Raw genomic sequence first — 17,769 nt, 5'->3', positions numbered from 1 at the left:
GAAATTCTCCTGTAATTCAATCGTTCTCTCATTCGAACTCCCGCCCTTCGCCAGCTTCCTCATGGGTCACGCCGTCGCGGATGTGGTAGATGCGCTTGAATGTGGGGATGATCTTTTCGTCATGGGTGACGACGATGATGGCGGTCTCGAACTTCCGGGCCATGTCGTTGAGGATGCGGATTACAGCCATGGCGCGCTCGGAATCCAGCGGCGCAGTGGGTTCATCGGCCAGGATCACCGGCGGACGATTGACCAGTCCGCGCGCGATGGCGACCCGTTGCTGCTCGCCACCGGAGAGTTGCGAGGGCATTGCGCGAGCTCGGTGTTGCACATCAAGCGCTGTGAGCAATTCCAGTGCCTTCGCGCGCGACTCTCCATTCGCGACGCCTGCAAGCATCGGCAGCAGCGCCACGTTGTCGGTGACATCGAGAAACGGAATCAGGTACGGCGCCTGGAAAACGAAACCGATCTTGTCACGCCGTAAGGCGCGCAGGTCGCGGACTTTCCAGCCATCGGCATAGATCACTTCATCGCCCAGCGTCATGCGACCGGCGGTCGGTTCGATCACCGCACCCAGACACTTGAGCAGCGTGCTCTTGCCGGACCCGGAAGGGCCGATCAGTCCCACCACTTCACCAGGCGCAACATGCATATTCACGTCTCTCAAGGCAAAGACAGCGGTGTCACCATCGCCATACCGCTTGCTTAAACTTTCGATGTGTATCCCTTTGCCACTCATCTCAACCTCCAATGGCTTCGGCCGGATCGACCTTGAGTGCCATGCGAATGGCGACGAGGCTAGCTAGAACGCAGATCACGAGCACGGCAAAAAAACCGGCGACAGAATCCATTGGCGTGAGCAGGACATATTTTGGAAAAGCCGGTGCTGAAAAGGTGGCTGTGATCTTGCCGACCACGAAGCCAATCACGCCCAGGGCGAGCGCCTGCTGCATGATCATCGCGGCGATGGTTCGGTTGCGTGTGCCGATGAGCTTCAACACCGCGATCTCACGGATTTTGTCCATCGTCAGCGAATAGATGATGAAGGCAACGATGGCCGCGCTAACGATGGCCAGAATCACAAGGAACATGCCGATCTGCTTGGCCGAGGTGGCGATCAGCTTGCCGACGAGGATGTCTTCCATCTGTGCCCGGGTGTAGACCGTCAAACGCTTCCAGCGCTGGATGGATTCGGCAACCTCGTCCGGCGCATGACCAGGTTTCAGAGTGACCAGCACGGCATTGACGAACGCGTTGCTGCTCTGTGAAGCAATCACGGCATCCAGCAAACCTGGATCACCGGGTCGATTGAAGACCGGGTTGGCTTCGGTGCGACGCCGGCTTTGCCAGATGGCATCGTTGTCCTTGAGGAACTGGGCCTCCTGGGCATCTTTGAGCGGAATGAATACCATCGGGTCGCCGCTGGACGACACCATGCGCCGTGTCAGCCCCACGACGGTGTAATGATTGCGGCGAATGGCAAGACGATCTCCCAGTTTGAAGCCGGTGGCGATGTCGGCCACAGCCTCGTAGTGACCGCGCGTGATCTGGCGTCCAGCGACGAGATAAGGAGGCCATCCGGGTGTAGCCCCCAACGCACCGGGCGCGATGCCGACCACCATGGTGCGTACATCACTCTCGCCCTTGCGTACCTGCATGGTCAGGTAGGTCGCGTTCGCTGCCTGTGAGACTCCCGGCATGGCGAGAATGGCGCGATACACGTCATCGTTGAGGCTGGACGACTCCGCATAAGGACCCAGAGTATCCTTTTGCACCACCCAAAGGTCAGCGCCACTGTTGTCGAGCAACGCCTTGCCGTCGTCCACCATGCCTCGGTACACCCCAGCCATGACTAGGGTGACGCCGATCAGCAGACCCAGACCGATGCCGGTGAAGACGAATTTCCCCCAGGCATGGAGAATGTCGCGGCCGGCCAGGCTGATCATCGTGAAACTCCCGGGATATGCTCGACCACATGGATGCGGCTGCGCGCCGTCAGTGCCTTTTCGCTATAGGTCACAACCTGGTCCCCATTCTTGAGCCCTTCGCGCACCTGCACGTAACCATTGAGGTCGGAAGTGCCGAGCTTGACCGGGGAGAAATGCAGATCACCATCCACGATTTGCCAGACACCAACTTTATCGCCTTCACGCTGGACGGCAGCGTTGGGGATCAGTGGAGCGGCCGGGAGCGCCGGCAAGTCAACCGTGACTTCGGCCAGTTCACCCACTGGTGGCAAAGGTTCTGGTTTGTTATCGAATGTCACCTTGGCAAGCGTTTCCTCGGTTACCGCGTCGGCCTTGGGTTCCACCCGCAGCACGCGACCTTTCAAGGTCTGGCCACCACGCGAACGCAGGACGATATGAGCCGGCAGCCCCCCAGCCAGCCCCGATGCGCTGATCTGGTCGAAGCGCACATTGATCCACAAACTCTTGGGGTCGATCACTTCCACCACGGCCTGGCCCGCGACGATGGTCGTGCCGGGATCGGCATCGCGCACGGCGACTACACCGTCGACCGGCGCGATCAGGCGCAGATTGCTCCGCTGCGCGACGAGTGCTTCGCGGTCGGAGCGTGCCCGGGCAATATCTTCCCGAGCGGCGGATAGGGCGGCATCGGCGATCTGCAGTTCCTGCCGCTTGGTGGTGACGATTTCCTCGCTGGTCGAGCGCACCGCAAACAATTGCTCATAGCGGCGCGCCTGGGTTTGCGCGTAGGCTTGCCGGGCTTCTGCCTCGCGCAAAGCCGCTTCCGCCCGCTTGAATACAGACTCCTGTGAGCGCACCCGATCATCAAGGTCGACCGGCTCCATCTCGCCGAGCACCTGTCCGGCCTTGACCTGGTCGCCTACATGCACCTCCAGGCGTTTGACGCGCCCGGCAAACGTCGGCCCGATCTTGTAGGTGTAGCGCGCCTCCACCGTGCCGATGCCGAACAGCGCCGGTGTGATAGCCCGTGATTCCACGCTTGCCACCGTCACAGCGACCGGGGCGAGCGGCCCTGATCGCAGACCGACATAAATAAAAAGCACCAGCAAAGGAATGATGACGGCAAGCAGTGCCAGGGTGCGGCCTTGCAAGGGTAACTTTTTCATTGCGCACTCCTTATGCCACGCCGATAAATTGCAAAGACGCGCGGCGCATCGCGGTGCATACGTCCCACATCACCCGCCAACAGCGATTGCATGACCAAGCCCTGGATCGTGCCAATGAACAGCGTTGCCGCCGCCTCGTTGTCAAGCGAGGGAGACAACTCGCCGCTGGCCTTGCCTTTCTCGATGAGACGATGCAAACGTTCGCCGTAGCGCTGAATCAAGGTTTGCACCATGCGCTTGGCCGGTGTCGATTCGGCACGCTGAAGCTCACCAAACATCATTCTTGGCACGCCTGGGTGCTCAGCTACGAATTCGATATGACTCATGAACATCGCCTCCATGGCTGCCAAGGGCGACTCGATTCCTTGTGCGGATCGATCGATTCTGGCTAATAGGCGCTCTGCTACCCACTCCATGACCGCCTGCCAAATGGCTTCCTTGTTCGGGAAGTGCCGAAACAGCGCACCCTGGGTCAAGTTCATGTGTTTAGCGATAGCCGCAGTGGTTATCTCGCTTGGGTTTTGTGAACCGGCAAGCGCCACGACGGACTCGACAGTTACGGCACGACGTTCATCGGCCGGCAGATGCTTTGGATGGGTGTCCACGAGCACTCCTTGTAAGATAGTAATTGATTACTATCTTACCACAAGAGGCAACTCAAACAAGAGAAAACCCGACGTACTCGTCAATATCTAGAGTCTGCAATGGGCTTAACGTGCTTTATTTTCCGTTTTCTGAGACGTCCCCAGTATGGCAACCACGATCAGTCTGCTGGAGCCGGTTATAGCCGCACTGCTGGCCGTTGTGCTCGTCGGTGAAAGGCTGCCGCCTTCCGGATGGGCAGGCGTCGGACTGATAGTTGCGTGTCTGGGGCTCATCACCGTTCCGGCTGGAAAGTTACGTTTCAGTCTGTTCCGGCAACGGAAAGAAAACTTTGAAATCGCAAAAAGGAAAGAATTATGAAAGATAAAGCGTCATTTGACTCATTTTCGGCTCTCGATATGCGTGCCGGTACCATCATCAGGGTTGAGGAGAGTAAAACATCAAAGCCCACCTGGCGCATGACTATTGACCTAGGACCAGAACTGGGAACAAGGGTGTCATGCGGTGCGTATACTAACTATGCAGCAGAAGACCTGCAGGAAACGCAGGTAATCTGCATCGTCAATCTGGGTACCATGAAGATGGGACCTGAAAAGTCAGAGGTGCTGGTACTTGGTGTGTCTGATGGTTCAGGCGGGACGATCCCGCTGACGACAGAAAAGCGCGTCGATAACGGTGAATGCGTTTTCTGAAAATCGGCAGATAAAGCCACGTATGGGCAAGAAAATGCTTCCTAAAAATTTCAGTGAATATGTCTGCTTATCGCTCAAAGCTGCCTGTCAAAGTGGTCAAGCTTCACATAGCTCAGAGGTACAAAAAATAACCTTAACGAATGGAAGGGACTTCCCCTGATTATGCGCCTGATTAACTCTTGTGCAATCATGGGGTACACATCGTCCCGGAGGAATTCGTTATGACTATCACGACTGTCGGTATCGATCTTGCTAAAAATGTGTTTGCTGTTCACGGTGTTGATCAAAATGGTAGAACTGTTCTGGTTAAGCCTAAAGTATCGCGTGCTGCACTTCCTGAGTTAATTGCAAGTTTGCCTCCCTGTGTTATCGGGATGGAAGCATGCTCCGGGGCTCACTACTGGGCAAGATTGTTTCGGCAGTATGGTCATGAGCCACGTCTGATGGCTGCTAAGTTTGTATCGCCTTATCGTATGGCCGGAAAATCAGGAAAAAATGATGCAGCTGATGCTCAGGCTATCTGTGAAGCTGTTCGTCGTCCGCATATGCGGTTCGTACCAGTGAAAGACGAAAGCCAGCAGGCCATGCAGTGTTTACATCGTACCCGTCAGGGTTTTATCGAAGAGAAAACAGCAACGTATAATCGTCTGCGAGGATTGATATCTGAATTCGGTGTCATCGCCCCACAAAGTACAGATGCCCTGCGTCACATGGTTTCTGTGCAGAAGAGCTCTTTACCGCTTCAGGTTCAGCAATGTGTTGATGATTTGATGGAACACGTTGATCGCATTGAAGCTAACATCACTGAATATGACCGAATTTTGTCCCACATAGCCAAAACAGATCATCGCAGTCAGCGGCTGATGGAGCTAAAGGGCGTTGGTCCCACAACGGCCTGTGCACTGGTCGCCAGTATCGGTAATGCACATGATTTTAAAAATGGACGTCAACTGGCAGCCTGGCTGGGGCTGACGCCATCACAATACAGCAGCGGGGGAAAGTCGAAACTCGGCAGGATCACAAAAGCCGGTGATTCGTATCTGCGAACGCTTCTGGTTCAGGGGGCTCGTTCAGTGCTTATTGGCGCCGGGAAAAGGACTGACTCATTCAGCCGTTGGGTTTGTATGTTGGTTGAGCGCAGAGGGTACTGGCGGGCTGTTGTGGCCATCGCCGCCAAAAATGCGCGGCTGTGTTGGGCATCACTACATTACGGTGATGATTTCCGGCTGTACTCAGTCAACTAAAGCTCGAAGCTGTATAACCATCTGACCTGCAATTCGTTGATGATAAAGGGTTAGACCCCGTGAGGCCTATCTGGCTATTGTACAGGATATACGTATCCGCTTAACGAACAAGAACCTCACGCGCGTCTTTCATCAGGGCCCGAATCGATGACGATTCATCATGGCCGTTTATAGTACCGCAGTCTCTCCCCTTTATTTTTACTGAAGAGCAGACAGAAACCATAAATACCGGCTTTGACATGCCGGGGAAGTCCTTATAGTACAATAATTTTCGATATCCAAACTGACCCCTGATAGAGCGGGCATTATCCGAAGCCAGGAAAAGTGCCGTTGCCGCGATCTCCTCGGTTGTAACAATACGACCAGTAGGCATTTTACTGAGAAAATTTTCCTTCGCTATCGGATCGTTCCCCACAAACCGGTCAAACATTGCTGTTGCTACTGGCCCAGGTGCAATGGCGTTAACCCGTACCCCGTCAGCGGCAACTTCAAGTGCGGCGGAGCGTGTTAATCCGTTAACTGCATGTTTACTTGCTGAATAGACGCTGCCGCCAGGAATACCGACTTGCCCGGCTTGCGATGAGAAATTAACCAAGCTGCCTGACTCCTGTTTGCACATAACCGGCAGAACATGTTTCATCACAAGCTGAGTTCCCAGCACATTGGTATCAAATACATGGCGGAAGTCTTCGACTGTGGTTTTGTCATGCGAAATAGGTTGCCCCTCTGTACCTGCAACATTAAGCAATACATCGATAGTCCCAAAGATTTGTTGCGTGTACTTAATTAGTTCGGAAAACTGATTCTCAAATACGATATCGGCTAAAAAGAAGTGAATCTCAGGATTGACTTGGCGTAGTTCGGTTTCTAATTCCCGACCTCTTTGCTCATTACGTCCTGAAATTACTACATTATATCCCGCTTGGCTGAACGTGCGGGCACATTCTTCGCCAATGCCGCTAAGCGCACCAGTAATTATGACGATTTGTTTCTTAGACATCCTGAATCTCCATGGACTGTAAAATACCTACCCCAGTATAGATTGGCATTCAGGAAACGGAAATAAAACATCCTATTTTTAGTTGCGCTGTAGTTATAATGGAGTGCAGTTTTAATACGTAAAATAATAATGAAAGGTATTGTTACATTATATTCGTAAAACGAGAGGGTTTTTAGGTTGCAGAAATATGTTACTTATAGAGTGAAAGTGAAGGATTGTGCTTTCGTTTTACAGTGAAAGACCGAAAGTCCATGGGAGGACTTCCATGACCAAGATAGACAGTAGACAGTTTTCACCTTTGGATGAGAAGAATGCCCCAACCATTGAGTATTATCTGGACAATCCCGTAATACCTGCTTGTGCTGGTATTACCCTTGTTAAAGATCTCAATCACCGCTTTGTTGCATCTAACTTGTTGTTTAGTCGGTTCTCTGGCGTAGATCCATATAGGTTGCCGACGCTTGATGACTCAGACATGCCATGGGCTGAAAGAGGCGATATTTATAGGGATCATGAGAAAGCGATCCTTGCAGGTGAGGTTTACAATGTTCTTGAACCCCTCCCAGGCGTCGTTCATGCATTTTTACATACTTCTAAACAGGTTATATATGACAAGAATGGATTTCCTGCTGGGACTACGGCAACAGCTATTATTATGAATGGTCATGTTGATTTTCATAATGTTACCGGTGTGTCAAAAGTGTTGAAAATATCATCATACAAAGATGTAAAACTAAGTGCTAATGAGGCTAAGTTACTGTTTTTCCTTTTAAAGGGATTGAAAAGAAAGCAAATATCAGAGCTTTTGAATATTAATCTTGCTAATTATGACTACTGCATGAGAAGCCTGAAAGTCAAGTTCAATGTGACCTCAAGCGTTCAGCTTATAGATGAGTGCATTAAGCTAGGGTATCAGGATACGTTTCCTTTTCAGATTTTTTTCAAATAGTTATCGTGAGTTTCTGGATTTTATCCTATGACTTCTCATAGGATCTAAAATCCTTCTTTTTGACACGTTAACAAAATTAATATTATTCTACTCCAACTCGTTGTTAATTAAAAAACTATAAATAATTATCATAATGCTTTGTGGTATTACTGTGGCCGAATTTATTTAAATAACGGGCAAGGTATTGAAAATATGTAACACCAGGGAACCTTTCAACACTTAGTTTTAGAAGGATTGTAATGTATGAGATAATATGCTTTCCAAGCAAAAGTAAAATGAATCGATGATAGTAAATCGAGTGTTGATATCTGTACAGATACATAGATGTCCACGTTTTTTATATCGGTGCTGAAAATCCATATTTCCGACGTATGTACCGTATATCCTTTCGTATTTCCTAAATTGGCACGTTTTCTACATAATAAGAGGGTGTGTCGTAATGGTAAATTTGCCATCCCTATAAAAATTTCAAAAAACTTACTTTCCATAGTATCTTTTTACCAGACGCAAGCAGCATGTAAGACAGCTCAGTAAAAACCTTTTCTGTTGAGAAAAGATTTTCCTGTGGCGTGTACCGTATTGACCTGGGCAGCATAGCGCCGGTCATGATTCAACGGAGTGCTGCTAATGCCTTATACTGATACGCCTGAACAGGCCGCCGTCATCGGTTGGTCTGGCCACCGCCTTGTCGTCAGGGCGTTTGCCGGCACGGGCAAAACGTCCACACTGGTGCGCTTTGCACTGGCTAATCCCGACATCAGGATGCTTTATCTCGCCTATAGCCGTGCAGTCAGGGATGAGGCGGTTCAAAAATTCCCGTTTAATGTTGTGTGCATGACCTCACACCAGTTGGCCTGGCCAAATTTCGGCCGACATTACGAGAAGCGGCTAACGGGAAATCTGCGGATCACCGACGTCGCCCGTCTGCTCAATACCCGACACTGGCCGTTAACCAGGGTCGCCATCACCACCTTCAATGCTTTTCTGTGTAGTGCCGACAACGACTTCGGGCCACAACACCTGCCCGATGAGGACGCCCGATGCGGGTTGTCTGCGGAGAAAATCCTGGCCGCGGCGCAACTGCTTTGGCGCGAATCCGCGCGCCAGGACGGCACTTTTCCTGTCACGCATGATGTCTATCTCAAGCTATACCAACTTTCTCAGCCAGACCTATCACGCCGCTGTCAGACGCTGCTGTTTGATGAGGCGCAGGACGCTAATCCGGTCACGCAAGCCCTGGTGCTGACGCAGCACTGTAATGTGGTGTTGGTCGGCGACCGTCATCAACAGATATTTCGCTTTCGTGGCGCCGAGAACGCGCTGGATGCACCGGCACTGATTGATGCAGAACGGTTGAACCTAACCCACAGTTTCCGGTTTGGACCGGCGGTAGCCAGAGTGGCCAACATGCTGCTGGCCCGCCAGGGCGAAACTCTGCCTGTTATCGGTGATGGCGGAGCGGACTGTGTGGTGTCCTGTCTGACGGAGGAAACCCAGGCTCAGCACGTCACGGTGTTAAGCCGTACTGTTGCCGGTGTGATTGGCACAGCACTTGACGCCAGCCTGGCCGGCAAAAAGGTGTTCTGGGTGGGTGACATTACGGGCTACAAGACTGAGGCGCTGGAGGACCTGTACTGGTTTTCTGCAGATATGCCCGAACGTATGCGCTCGCCGGTATTGTCACGAGGATACCGTGATTTTGAGGAATACGAGTCGGTAGCCAAAGCGAGCAAAGATCCGGAAATGAACCAGGGACTACGGCTTCTTGATCAGTATTTCCCACTGCCGCAGAAGTTGCAGGTGATGCGAGAGCATGCAGTAACTGATGAGAGTGCGGCCCAGGTCACAGTCTCTACAGCACACCGCAGTAAAGGTCTGGAGTGGCCGGTAGTTGCCCTGAATGAAGACTTTACCGATATCACCGATCCGCTGTTGCCAGAGGATGAGCGCACCGATGAGACCAATTTGCTGTATGTGGCCGTCACCCGCGCGCGGAAAACCCTGGTCACGAACGCGTTGCTGCAGGCGCTTCTCGACGACGAAGCCGAGGATGATAGAGAAGGGGGCACAGCAGCATGCTGAAGGCAATCAAGGCGCTGTTGGTCGGCACCCGAGAGGTGCCGGCTAAGAGCAAAGCCTTATCCCATCCCTCATCACCTGCGGGACCGGCGGGGTATTTTATGCCGCAGTCCGCCACGCAACTGTTGGATATGCCAGCACGTAAACAGTGCCTGCAGCAGTTGTGGGAGAACAGTGCACTGCCGAAGGATTTGTACGAGCAGTTTTACCTGCAACCACTTTACAAGCTGGTCACGCTGATGCAAGTGTTGCCGGCAGCGCCATTGGGCGAGTACGCCAGGGAAGGGGGGTTGGTTGATGTCACCCTGCAGACGACGACGTATGCGGTGCGCCTGGCCAAAGGGCACATGCTGCCTCCCGGAGCCGCGCCGGAAGAACAATCGGCCCAGAATGTACAATGGAATGTTGTGGTGTTTTACGCTGCGCTTTGGCACTACCTGCCGCTGTTGAGCCAGCTGCAGGGGGAGTCCCAAAGTGGCCGTGCCTGGTTACCCGGTCTGACAGTGCCGAGTGAACCTTACCGCTTTCGTTTCAGTGCGATCCCGCCAGACCCGACATTGACGACAAGTCAGAGTGCGATGATTGCGGCCCGTCTGCTGCCTGCAGAGGTAATCGATTGGCTAACAACGCTGCCGGCGGCTACACACGCGTTGATGATGGTCGCTTTTCGGCAGCCCAGCGCTTTACCAGTGATAGATGACATTATCCAGGAGGCGGCCAAGCTGGCGCGCGGCGATAGCCTGTCCGTCACGTCCTCGCCGGCAGCTATCTCCGACACATTAACAGTAGCCTTATCGTCGGTGGCGCCGACAACAGAAAATACCACCTCTTCAGTACCCGCAATTGATTTGCAAAGTGCAGTCAATAGCACCAACCCTCCGCGTGTTGAGGAGCAGTTGCCGGCAGAGACATTAAATCAGACCGAAGAAAATGCAGCGTCAGCGACGGAGGCATTACTAAGCTCTGCTCTGGATGTGTCGGTCAACGATCAGGCTTTGGCCGAGATGGCCCTGTCACCTGAAACTGAGGTCGTCATCGAGGAAGATATGCAGGCCCTGTTGTCATTAATGGCCGTTGAGGTGTCAATACCGGCTTGCCTGGATTGCCAGGAAAAGGGAGACGCCCCTCAAAAAGAGAGTCCGATTCCCGAAGAAAACCAGGCACCGGTACATGACCTGACCACTGTAATTGAAGATAGACAAGATTTACCAGACGTAATAGAACCAGTTATATCGGAGATCACAGATACAACGGTTGTTTCGGAGCCTCAACATTCATCAAAGAAAGTACAGGCAGAAGAAAATAACGAGGTAGATAATTCGACCGCAGAAAATAATATTGGGAATGCCTTCCTGCAGTGGTTGAGTCTTGGGGTCAAGAAAGGGGATATATCAATTAATGCCATGAATTCCAGAGCGCATATTGTCAGTGGCTTCGTATTTCTCTGCGTGCCAGATATTTTTCATCTGTATATCAAAGAAAATAATGAAGAGGGCGTTGACCGAAATTCAATCCAAAAGGCGTTTGAAAAACTGGGTAGACATCGGATCCGTAAGGGGCAGAGATTCTTTATTGGCCATCTTTATCAAAAGCCAGAGGGCGTGGGCTCATATCGTCGTATCAATGGTTACCTGATTAAGGCGAATAGTTTATATGGCGGGACAAGAGCACCAGAGGACAGCCAGTTTCTCGTGATCCCATAGTCGTTTGATGCAGTGAGTCGCTCATAAGATGTTGGGCACTACTGACAAATTTTGAGTGGATAAATACACTAATTCGAGGTTATAAAATGAAAACCGAAGAAAAAATGCACGACGAGTGGGAGTTTCTGCTCGAGGAATATTTCTTTACTAAGCAACTTCGTTCTGCAACGGAATGGAGTTATAGGAAAGTAGCCTTAACGTTTACGCGTTTTATGGGGGGAACAATTACTCCAGCCATGGTGACGCAAAGGGATGTGTTGCTTTGGCGCCGGCATCTGCTAAAGGAGAGAAATCTTTCGGTACATACCTGGAATAATAAGGTGGCTCACCTGCGGGCAATATTTAACCTGGGTATCAAAAAATCTTTGGTTCAACACACTGAGAACCCTTTTAATGGAACGGTCGTACGGTCTGACACTAAGAAAAAACGAATACTGACGAAGTCTCAATTGACCCGTCTTTACCTCGTGATGCAGCAGTATGAACAGAGGGAGAAAGAGAGAAAACCAGTGAAAGGTGGAAAGTGCGCACTCTATCCGACCTGGTTCTGGATGACGGTATTGGACACATTTCGATATACCGGTATGCGTAACAATCAGATGGTCCATATCAGACTGAGAGATGTGAACCTTGAGCAAGGCTGGATCGAGCTTCGGCTTGAAGGCAGCAAAACACATCGAGAGTGGAAAGTGCCTCTGGTTCGTCAATTAAGAGAGCGAATAAAGCTGCTCATTATGCGTGCAACAGAGCGCGGTGCTAGCCAGCATGACCTGCTTTTTGACGTCAAACGATTCACCAACTCACGTCATGTTCATTACATCTATGACGAGAAAAATGTTCTGCAGTCGTTCCGTAGCTTTTATCGCCGCTTGTCCAGGGAAAGTGGCTTCGATATTTCCTCTCACCGTTTTCGTCACACGCTTGCCACGGAGCTGATGAAATCCCCGGACAGAAATCTAAAACTGGTGAAGGATCTGCTGGGCCACCGTAACGTAAGCACAACTATGGAATATATCGAATTGGATATGGAAGTAGCGGGGAAAGCACTTGAACAGGAGCTTGTTTTACATACGGATATCACTGCGACGAGAAGCTTACAAAGCTTGACACAGGCATAATTTGCTGTGAATATCACCAGTGATCGAGAAAAGGACGCCTGTGCGTGAACACAGGCATCCTTCTTGAGGAATTCAACTTACAACGTCGTAGTGGTAAAGGGTTGCTTAACCACCTATTTGACAAGTCGATTCCGTATTAACCACCCGTTAAAGTTCTCATCCTTTAACCAGTGTGCATTGATGCAGAATTAGTGGTGCCCGGACTCGGAATCGAACCAAGGACACGGGGATTTTCAATCCCCTGCTCTACCGACTGAGCTATCCGGGCAACGGGGCGCATTAAACCTGATTCACTGCACCTCGTCAACGAAATTTATCTATTTCGTAGCAGACTGAACAATCTATCACCACATTGAATCAAAAGCACGCATCTTCAGGCGAAAAACGTCACCCAGGCTACGGAAATCGGCATTGCCAGCACCAGTGCGGGCAACATGTTCACCACGGCGAACATTTTAATTCCGCAGATACGTAGACCGGTTGCGACCAGCAGCATTCCTCCGACGGCGCTGAAGTCCGCCATCATCATCGGCGTGGTCAGCGGCATAATCAGCGATGCGCCGGCCACCAGGGCGAGCTGAATTGCCAGCATTGGCACGCAAATGGCCGAAACGGCCAGCCCCAGGGTGCAGGCAAAAATGGTGGCCGTAAAGAAGTCGAGAAATGCTTTGGCGATAAGAATACTGTTGTCGCCGGTCATCCCTTCGCGCATTGCGCCGAAAATCCCGGTTCCGCTAGCGCAGAACAGCACGATAATCGCGACGTAGCTTTGAATATAGGAATCGTGCGCCGAAGTCTTTTTCTGCCCTTTTTTTGGCGAGAGTAGCTGCTGGAGCTTGCTGACCAGCGTATTGATGCCTTTTTCCATATTGCACACTTCGCCGAGCAGCGCACCCACCAGCGTTGAAAGCACCATCACCGGCAGGTTGGCGCATTTGATTACCAGCAAAATACCGATGCCCAATGACGCGAGACCAAAAATAGAGGTCATCGATGTACGGATCCGTTCCGGTAATCGCTGACTTAAGAGTGAGCCGAGCACGCCGCCCAATAGGACCGCGCTGGCGTTAATAAATGGCCCTGTAACCAAAGCAAAACTCCTGTTAATTATCCCTAATGACTGCATTATTATGACGTGAAACTGGCTAAAAGGCTTGTGTATCCGTGAGGTGACTGCATACGTATTTCATCTTGCGCACCCTATATAAAGGTGACATGATTGCGCGAATTTTCTCCTCTCCAGACATGAGGCTGCCGGGATGACAACATTGCCACGACATCACCGTTGCGTACAGATGCGCAGACAGCCTCGTCTTGCTACCCTTACTTTGTATCTCCTGCCCACCATGCGGTGAGCGTAACGTATGCTCACTGCAGGACAACAGTAAGAGCGGACGCAGTCTGCTTTTACTGATGTCTGGCGGTCGGAGCTGGGATCCAGTCAGACCCTGACAGTTCGTTGGCCAGAGCGTACATGCCCTGGCTGAAGCCTTTTACTCTCCGGAAACGGGTATTCGCGCTCATGAAATCAATGCACATTGCCGCCAGCCACGAGCTGGTATCCCGCCTGTCAACCCACCGTCGCGTGGTGACCCTCGACAGTACTGATTTTACCAATGTGGCGGCAGTCGTCATTACCGCAGCGGACAGCCGCAGCGGCATCCTTTCGTTGTTGAAACGCACGGGCTTTAACCTGCCGGTCTTTCTTTTCAGTGAAATTGACCATGAAAAACCGCAAGGTGTGATGGCGATTGTTAGCGGTAAAGAGCAGGAGTGGCTGGAGCTGGAAGCCGCCGCCTGCGGTTATGAAGAAAACCTGCTGCCGCCGTTCTTCGATACCCTGACCCAGTACGTGGAGATGGATAACAGCACCTTTGCGTGTCCCGGCCATCAACACGGCGCGTTCTTTAAGAAGCATCCGGCAGGACGGCAGTTTTTCGACTTCTTTGGCGAGAACGTCTTTCGCGCCGACATGTGCAACGCCGACGTTAAGCTCGGCGATCTGCTGATTCATGAAGGTTCTGCCAAACACGCGCAGAAGTTCGCCGCTAAGGTCTTTAACGCTGATAAAACCTATTTTGTCCTTAACGGCACCTCGGCGGCGAATAAGGTGGTGACCAATGCGCTGCTGACCCGTGGCGATCTGGTGCTGTTCGACCGTAATAACCATAAATCAAACCATCACGGCGCGCTGATTCAGGCGGGGGCGACGCCGGTTTATCTTGAGGCATCGCGCAATCCGTTTGGTTTTATTGGCGGGATTGATGAGCACTGCTTTGATGATGGTTACCTGCGCGATCTTATCCGCGAAGTGGCTCCGCAGAAGGCGGATGACGCGCGTCCGTTCCGCCTGGCGATTATCCAGTTGGGCACCTACGACGGCACCATCTACAACGCTCGTCAAGTGGTGGATAAAATCGGCCATCTGTGCGACTACATCCTGTTTGACTCCGCATGGGTCGGCTACGAACAGTTTATCGACATGATGGCCGACACCTCGCCGCTGCTGCTGGATCTTAACGAAAACGATCCGGGTATTTTTGTCACCCAGTCGGTGCATAAACAGCAGGCCGGTTTTTCGCAAACCTCGCAAATCCACAAAAAAGATAACCATATTCGCGGCCAGGCCCGTTTTTGCCCGCATAAGCGGCTGAACAACGCCTTTATGCTGCATGCTTCAACCAGCCCGTTTTACCCGCTTTTCGCGGCGCTGGATATCAACGCCAAAATCCACGAAGGGGAGAGCGGACGCCGCCTGTGGGCCGAGTGCGTGGCGTTGGGCATCGAAGCACGTAAAGCGATTATCGCCAACTGCAAAATGATCCAGCCGTTTATTCCGCCTGTGGTAGCAGGGCGTCCGTGGCAGGATCATCCCACCGAAGCTATCGCCCGCGAGCGCCGTTTTTTTAGCTTTGAGCCGGGTGCGCGCTGGCACGGTTTTGAGGGCTATGCCAGCGACCAGTATTTCGTCGATCCATGCAAGCTGTTGCTGACCACGCCGGGTATTGATGCCGAAAGCGGTGAATATACCGATTTCGGCATTCCGGCGACCATTCTGGCGCACTATCTGCGTGAGAACGGTATCGTGCCGGAGAAGTGCGACCTGAACTCAATTCTGTTCCTGCTGACGCCCGCCGAAAGCGCGGAGAAGCTGGCGCAGTTGGTGGCGATGCTGGCGCAGTTTGAACAGCATATCGAATCCGATACGCCGCTGGCCGACGTGCTGCCGACCATCTTTAACAAGTACCCGGTGCGCTACCGGGATTACACCATCCGCGAGCTGTGTCAGGAGATGCACGATCTGTACGTGAGTTTTGACGTGAAGGATCTGCAGAAAGAGATGTTCCGCAAGCAGAGCTTCCCGCGTGCGGTGATGAATCCACAGGATGCCAATCGTGAGTTTATTCGCGGTAACGTGGAACTGGTGCGTTTAAGCGAAGCTGAAGGGCGGATTGCTGCGGAAGGTGCGCTGCCGTATCCGCCGGGCGTGCTGTGCGTGGTGCCTGGCGAAATCTGGGGCGGCGCGGTGTTGCGTTATTTCCTGGCGCTGGAAGAGGGCGTCAATATGCTGCCAGGCTTCTCACCGGAGCTGCAGGGGGTTTATAGCGAAACGGACCCTGATGGTATTAAGCGGTTGTACGGATATGTGCTGAAAGCATAAACCGGGACCAGGCATTGTGCGCGTATTTTTGCCGGATGGCGGCTGGTGCCTTATCCGGCCTACAAATTCTGTAGGTCCGGTAAGGCGCCAGCCGCCACGGGCAATGACTATCAGGCGTTCTGCTGTGCGGCAGCAGGCTGTCTGACGTGTTTGTACTTAAACAGTGCAACGAACGCGAAGGCCAGCACCAGCGAGTAGCCAGCGAAAATTAGCCATACGCTCTGCCAGTCGGTAATCCCTTCGACGGTGAAGTGCTCTACGACTTTGCCGCTCACCATCCCGCCAAGAATGCAGCCAAAACCGTTGGTCATCATCAGGAACATCCCCTGAGCGCTGGCGCGGATTTCCGGGCGAACCTCTTTTTCCACAAATACCGAACCAGAGATGTTGAAGAAGTCGAAGGCGCAACCATAAACGATCATCGACAGTACCAGCAGCACGGTGCCGAACGGGGTCGGGTCGCCGTAGGCGAACAGGCCGAAGCGCAGCATCCACGCCACGATACTGATAAGCATCACGTTCTTGATGCCATAGCGGCTGAGGAAGAACGGAATAGTCAGGATAAACAGAGTTTCCGAGATCTGCGAAATCGACATCATTACCGAGGCGTGCTGCACGATAAAGCTGCTGGCGAACAGCGGATCTTTATCAAAGCTGTGCAGGAAGGTATTGCCGAACATATTGGTAATTTGCAGCTCGGCACCCAGCATCATTGAGAAAATGAAGAAGATCGCCATACGCTTGTTTTTAAACAGCGCGAAGGCATCAAGGCCCAGCATTGAGGTCCAGCTCTGATTCTTCTGCTGATTAGCCACCGGAATATGCGGCAGGGTGAAGGTGAACAGCACCAGCACGACGGAGAGCGCCGCGCCGATATACAGCTGCATATGGCTCAGTTCGAAGCCAGAGAAGCTAACGCCCCACATCGCAAAGATAAAACCGATGGTGCCCCAGATACGAATCGGCGGGAAATCGGTCACGATATCCATGTCCGCAGACTGCAGGCGGTAGTACGAAATGGTGTTAATCAGGCCCAACGTCGGCATATAGGCCAGCGAGTTGAGCAGGATGACCAGGAACATTTCGCCCGGCGTGGTGACCTGAGCGGCAAGCCACAGCGTCAGCGCGCCGACCAGATGGCAAATGGCATAAACCCATTTGGCGCTGATCCATTTATCGGCAACGATACCGAGCAGCGTCGGCATAAACACCGCCGCGATACCGAGCGAACTATAAACCGCGCCAATGGCCGCACCGTCGAACTTCAGGGTGACGAACATATATGAGCCGAGCGTGGTCAGCCAGCTTCCCCAGAGACAGAACTGCAGGAACGACAGTATTTTGAGCTGCAGCTTAAGATTCATGTGTTGATCCTCACGGATATAGAATTGTTATGTGTTTTAAATAACATTTATGGCGTTATTTTGGTTGGATTCTATCATTTATGCGATGGATGCTTTTGTTAACTGCCGCAGAAAATCGCAAAAGAGTTGCGCAGCAATATTGGGTATATACCCAAAATAATTCGAGTTGCTTAAAGGCGGCAAGGGAGTGAGTCCCCAGGAGCATAGATAACTATGTGACTGGGGTGAGTGAGCGCAGCCAACACATAAGCAACTTGAAGTA

General features: G+C 52.1%; 14 protein-coding genes, 1 tRNA gene and 1 pseudogene. 8 read left to right on the top strand and 8 right to left on the bottom strand.

Features of this window, described 5'->3' with window-relative positions; translation table 11 throughout:
• Positions 1-28: 28 nt before the first annotated feature.
• From HV127_RS02610 to HV127_RS02595, 4 genes are read right to left on the bottom strand one after another with little or no spacing between them, the layout of a single operon-like run.
• Positions 29-739 carry an ABC transporter ATP-binding protein gene (locus tag HV127_RS02610; RefSeq protein ID WP_004393997.1) on the bottom strand — a complete coding sequence of 237 codons (711 nt, stop codon included), beginning with the start codon at positions 737-739 and terminating at the stop codon, positions 29-31.
• A gap of 1 nt (position 740) precedes the next feature.
• Positions 741-1,946, bottom strand: a complete 1,206-nt coding sequence (locus HV127_RS02605) for an ABC transporter permease (RefSeq protein ID WP_004393995.1) — start codon at positions 1,944-1,946, stop codon at positions 741-743.
• Positions 1,943-3,094, bottom strand: coding sequence for an efflux RND transporter periplasmic adaptor subunit (locus HV127_RS02600; RefSeq protein ID WP_016236501.1), 1,152 nt, complete (start codon positions 3,092-3,094; stop codon positions 1,943-1,945). Before HV127_RS02600 ends, HV127_RS02605 begins: the two co-directional genes overlap by 4 nt.
• The gene (locus HV127_RS02595) at positions 3,091-3,699 is read right to left on the bottom strand and encodes a TetR/AcrR family transcriptional regulator (protein WP_004393990.1); all 609 of its coding nucleotides are present in this window, start codon (positions 3,697-3,699) and stop codon (positions 3,091-3,093) included. The genes HV127_RS02600 and HV127_RS02595 overlap by 4 nt, the downstream gene beginning before the upstream one ends.
• Positions 3,700-3,841: 142 nt before the next feature.
• On the opposite strand from HV127_RS02595, the pseudogene HV127_RS02590 reads away from it, so the two are divergent.
• From HV127_RS02590 to HV127_RS02580, 3 genes and pseudogenes are all read left to right on the top strand, one after another.
• Positions 3,842-4,057: pseudogene (locus tag HV127_RS02590) on the top strand (EamA family transporter); the annotation flags it as partial.
• On the top strand, positions 4,054-4,389 hold the full coding sequence (locus HV127_RS02585) for a hypothetical protein (RefSeq protein WP_016236507.1): 336 nt from the start codon (positions 4,054-4,056) through the stop codon (positions 4,387-4,389). The pseudogene HV127_RS02590 and the gene HV127_RS02585, both read left to right, overlap by 4 nt.
• A 221-nt stretch (positions 4,390-4,610) precedes the next feature.
• Positions 4,611-5,633: an IS110 family transposase gene (locus HV127_RS02580; protein ID WP_182234931.1), complete on the top strand. Its 1,023-nt coding sequence runs from the start codon at positions 4,611-4,613 to the stop codon at positions 5,631-5,633.
• 100 nt (positions 5,634-5,733) lie between these two features.
• On the opposite strand, the gene HV127_RS02575 is transcribed toward HV127_RS02580, so the two are convergent.
• The gene (locus HV127_RS02575; protein ID WP_228727443.1) at positions 5,734-6,633 is read right to left on the bottom strand and encodes an SDR family oxidoreductase; all 900 of its coding nucleotides are present in this window, start codon (positions 6,631-6,633) and stop codon (positions 5,734-5,736) included.
• A 265-nt stretch (positions 6,634-6,898) separates the two neighbouring features.
• Here HV127_RS02575 and HV127_RS02570 point away from each other — a divergent pair, with 265 nt between their 5' ends.
• The 4 genes from HV127_RS02570 (at position 6,899) to HV127_RS02555 (ending at position 12,482) form a co-directional block, all read left to right on the top strand.
• A complete protein-coding gene (locus HV127_RS02570; protein WP_182234930.1) occupies positions 6,899-7,582 on the top strand; it encodes a helix-turn-helix transcriptional regulator in 684 nt (227 codons plus the stop codon).
• A gap of 627 nt (positions 7,583-8,209) precedes the next feature.
• Positions 8,210-9,664: a UvrD-helicase domain-containing protein gene (locus HV127_RS02565; RefSeq protein ID WP_182234929.1), complete on the top strand. Its 1,455-nt coding sequence runs from the start codon at positions 8,210-8,212 to the stop codon at positions 9,662-9,664.
• Complete coding sequence (locus HV127_RS02560) at positions 9,658-11,364, top strand: TraI domain-containing protein (RefSeq protein ID WP_182234928.1); 1,707 nt, start codon at positions 9,658-9,660, stop codon at positions 11,362-11,364. The genes HV127_RS02565 and HV127_RS02560 overlap by 7 nt, the downstream gene beginning before the upstream one ends.
• Before the next feature lie 86 nt (positions 11,365-11,450).
• Positions 11,451-12,482, top strand: coding sequence for a site-specific integrase (locus HV127_RS02555; RefSeq protein WP_182234927.1), 1,032 nt, complete (start codon positions 11,451-11,453; stop codon positions 12,480-12,482).
• A gap of 192 nt (positions 12,483-12,674) precedes the next feature.
• Here HV127_RS02555 and HV127_RS02550 read toward each other — a convergent pair.
• Both HV127_RS02550 and HV127_RS02545 read right to left on the bottom strand, forming a co-directional pair.
• Positions 12,675-12,750, bottom strand: a tRNA-Phe gene (locus tag HV127_RS02550).
• Positions 12,751-12,855: 105 nt separating this feature from the next.
• Positions 12,856-13,572 carry a DUF554 domain-containing protein gene (locus HV127_RS02545; protein ID WP_182234926.1) on the bottom strand — a complete coding sequence of 239 codons (717 nt, stop codon included), beginning with the start codon at positions 13,570-13,572 and terminating at the stop codon, positions 12,856-12,858.
• 432 nt (positions 13,573-14,004) lie between these two features.
• Here HV127_RS02545 and HV127_RS02540 point away from each other — a divergent pair, with 432 nt between their 5' ends.
• Complete coding sequence (locus HV127_RS02540) at positions 14,005-16,143, top strand: ornithine decarboxylase (protein ID WP_182234925.1); 2,139 nt, start codon at positions 14,005-14,007, stop codon at positions 16,141-16,143.
• 110 nt (positions 16,144-16,253) lie between these two features.
• Here HV127_RS02540 and HV127_RS02535 read toward each other — a convergent pair whose 3' ends face one another.
• A complete protein-coding gene (locus HV127_RS02535; protein ID WP_182234924.1) occupies positions 16,254-17,507 on the bottom strand; it encodes a nucleoside permease in 1,254 nt (417 codons plus the stop codon).
• Between the last annotated feature and the right edge of the window lie 262 nt (positions 17,508-17,769).

Source organism: Klebsiella sp. RHBSTW-00215 (genome assembly GCF_014103785.1).
In the GTDB taxonomy this organism is placed as follows: Bacteria; Pseudomonadota; Gammaproteobacteria; order Enterobacterales; family Enterobacteriaceae; genus Klebsiella.
Note: the sequence above shows the minus strand (reverse complement) of the source record. Positions and strands in the feature narration are given on the sequence as shown.